Below are 2,801 nucleotides of genomic sequence, written 5' to 3'. Positions count from 1 at the left end.
GGGCGGGGGAGGGGCTGGCCGCCTGCCGGTTCGGGCGGCGGGTGGAGCGGGTCTCCTGGGACGCCGGGCGGGGCGCCTTCGCGGTGGACTTCAGCGGTACGCGGACGGGCGGCGGGCGGATGTACGCGCGCAGCCTGGCGCTCGGCGTGGGCACCGCCCCGCACGTGCCGGAGCCGCTGCGGGCGCCGGCCGGCGACCCCGGCGTGCCGGTGCTGCACTCGGCGGACTACCTGGAGCACCGGGAGCGACTGCTGGCGGCCCGGCACGTCACGGTGGTCGGCTCGGGGCAGTCCGGGGCGGAGGTGCTGCTGGACCTGCTGCGGGCCCGGCCGGCCGGGGCGGAGGGTCTGGCCTGGGTGGCGCGCACGGAGGCGTTCGCGCCGATGGAGTACTCCAAGATCGGCCTGGAGCAGTTCACCCCGGACTACACCGCCTACTTCCGGGCGCTGCCGGAGGGCGAGCGGGACGCGCTGCTGCCGGCGCAGTGGCAGCTCTACAAGGGGGTGAGCGGGGAGACGCTGGGCGAGATCCACGACGAGCTGTACCGGCGCACCCTGGGCGGCGGCTGGCCGGACGTGGTGCTCACCCCCGGGGTGGCCGTGGAAGGCGCGCGGCGCCGGGACGGGCGGCTGGAGCTGGCGCTGCACCACCGGCGGCAGGGCACCCGGGCGGCGCTGGCCACCGACGCGGTGGTGCTGGCCACCGGCTACCGGGAGCGGCCGCTGGAGACGCTGCTGGGGCCGCTGGAGAAGTACCTGGGCCGGGACGGGGCGGGCCGGGCCCTGGTGGACGGCGAGCAGCGGCTGGTGCTGGACCCGGCGGTGGGCGGCTCGGTCTTCGTGCAGAACGCCGAGCGGCACAGCCACGGCGTCGGCACCCCGGACCTGGGGCTCGCGGCCTGGCGGTCCGCGGTGATCGTCAACGCGGTCGCCCGCGAGCGCACCGGCCACGACGCCTACGACCTGCCCTCCCGCACCGCCTTCACCACCTTCGGGCTGCCGGGGCCGCGGCCGGAGCGGGGCAGCGGGCCGGGTCAGGGCGGTGGCGGCAGCGGCGGGAGCAGGTAGACGACGGTGGTGGCGGCGCCCAGGGCGGCGCCGGCGAGGACCTGGGCGCGGGTGTGGTAGCCGAGTGCCACCCGGGTCCAGCAGACGGCCGAGGCCATCGCGTACCCCAGCAGCCACCAGGGGCTGTGCACGGCGGCGAGCAGGGCGACGACGTCGGAGGCGACGGCCGCGTCCACGGAGATCTTCCACACCGTGTCGACGGCCGGCAGGCCGACGGTCATCACTCACAGCCCCAGCACGGCCGGCACGATCCCGGCGCACAGCGCCCCCAGCAGGCCCCAGGGCAACCCGCTCCCGTGCCCGTCGGCGGCCGCCCAGCCGACGGCGGTCATGCCGGCGAGCAGCACGTTGCGCGGCTGGAGGGCGTCGGTGACGGCCCGGGCGGCGGCCGCGGCGCTCCGCTGCGGGGCGGTGGTCATGCGGGGGCCTCCGGCCTCGGGCGGGAGGCGTGCGGACAAGGGTGTAGCCCGTCGCGACGGGGGATGCACGACGGGCTACGGAGTGAGTATGACACCTCGTCAAGCTCGTGCGCTGGCCGACACGCTGAAATTCGCCGCGCGGGACCGGACAAGGCTCGCTAGCGTGACAATTCAGGCGGGTTTTTCGGGGGAACGGGGCGAAAACCAAGCGTTCGAGTGGAAAGAAGGCCGCCGCCATGACCGCAGAGACCACACGGCCCGAGGAGACCGCGCAGGCGATGCCGCGTGCCGGGACGCCGATCTGGGCCGACGCCATGTTCGCCGACCTGGAGGGCGCCAAGCGCTTCTACGGGGAGGTGCTCGGCTGGACGTTCGGCGAGGCGAGCACCGAGTACGGCGACTACACCGAGGCGTACGCGGACGGGAAGGCGGCCGCCGCGGTGGTGCCGCCGATGCCGGGGGCGGAGGACACCCCGGCCTGGTGCCTGTACCTGGCCTCGCCGGACGCCGCCGCGACGGCGGAGAAGATCCGGGAGAACGGCGGTCAGGTGCTGATGGAGCCGATGCAGGTCTCCGACTTCGGCACCATGGTGCTGGCCCGGGACCCGAGCGGGACGGTCTTCGGCGTCTGGCAGCCCGGCCGCCACCGGGGTTTCGAAGCCCGGCCGCCGGCCCCGGGTGCCTACTGCTGGGCGGAGGTCACCACCCGCGACCCGGACCGGGCCGACGCCTTCTTCGGGGCGGTCTTCGGCTACCGGCAGCAGGTGATGCAGGACCCGGGTGAGCCGGACCAGGACTTCCGCCTGTACAACCTCGGCGACACCACCGTGCTGGGACGGCTGGCGATGCACCCGAAGGACTTCCCGGCCGACGCCCCGCCGTTCGTGAACGTCTACTTCACCGTGGACGACGCGGACCGGGCGGCCTCCCGGACCAGGGAGCTGGGCGGGCAGGTCCACTGGGGCCCGGAGTCCAGCCCCTACGGCCGCTTCGCGGTGCTCGCCGACCCGGCCGGGGCGGTGTTCTCGGTGCTGGACCCGGAGACCACCAGCGGCCGGACGCCGAGGATCGAGGACGCCGGCTGAGTCCCGGCCGGCCCGCTCAGCGGGGTGCGGAGGCCCCCGGGGAGGGCGGCGGGGTGGTGGCGGAACCGGTGTCGGGGGCGAAGAGGACCATGCCTAGCCAGACGGCGGCCAGGAAGGCCACCGTGCCGGCCAGCGCGCTGGCCACCCGGGGGCGGCGGCTGACGAAGGCGCGGGCCGAGCCGCCGGGTCGGCGGCCGCCCGCGGGGGCCGGGCCGCCCCGGCGGGAGGGC

At 76.2% G+C, this 2,801-nt stretch carries 2 protein-coding genes and 2 pseudogenes; 2 read left to right on the top strand and 2 right to left on the bottom strand.

What is annotated here, in order from left to right:
• Positions 1-1,067 (top strand): lysine N(6)-hydroxylase/L-ornithine N(5)-oxygenase family protein (locus C6N75_RS24710; protein WP_105871104.1); only part of this gene is annotated, 1,067 nt, incomplete at its 5' end.
• On the opposite strand, the pseudogene C6N75_RS24705 reads toward C6N75_RS24710, so the two are convergent.
• A pseudogene (locus C6N75_RS24705) lies at positions 1,034-1,486 on the bottom strand (hypothetical protein). The gene C6N75_RS24710 and the pseudogene C6N75_RS24705 overlap by 34 nt on opposite strands.
• Positions 1,487-1,722: 236 nt before the next feature.
• On the opposite strand from C6N75_RS24705, the gene C6N75_RS24700 reads away from it, so the two are divergent.
• The gene (locus tag C6N75_RS24700) at positions 1,723-2,571 is read left to right on the top strand and encodes a VOC family protein (RefSeq protein WP_407703269.1); all 849 of its coding nucleotides are present in this window, start codon (positions 1,723-1,725) and stop codon (positions 2,569-2,571) included.
• Positions 2,572-2,587: 16 nt separating this feature from the next.
• Here C6N75_RS24700 and C6N75_RS24695 read toward each other — a convergent pair.
• Positions 2,588-2,801, bottom strand: a pseudogene (locus tag C6N75_RS24695) (serine/threonine protein kinase); the annotation flags it as partial.

It is taken from the genome of Streptomyces solincola (assembly GCF_002982015.1).
GTDB classification, from domain to species: domain Bacteria; phylum Actinomycetota; class Actinomycetes; order Streptomycetales; family Streptomycetaceae; genus Streptomyces; species Streptomyces solincola.
The sequence above is the reverse complement of the archived record's forward strand: the minus strand, read 5'-3'. Positions and strand labels throughout refer to the sequence as shown.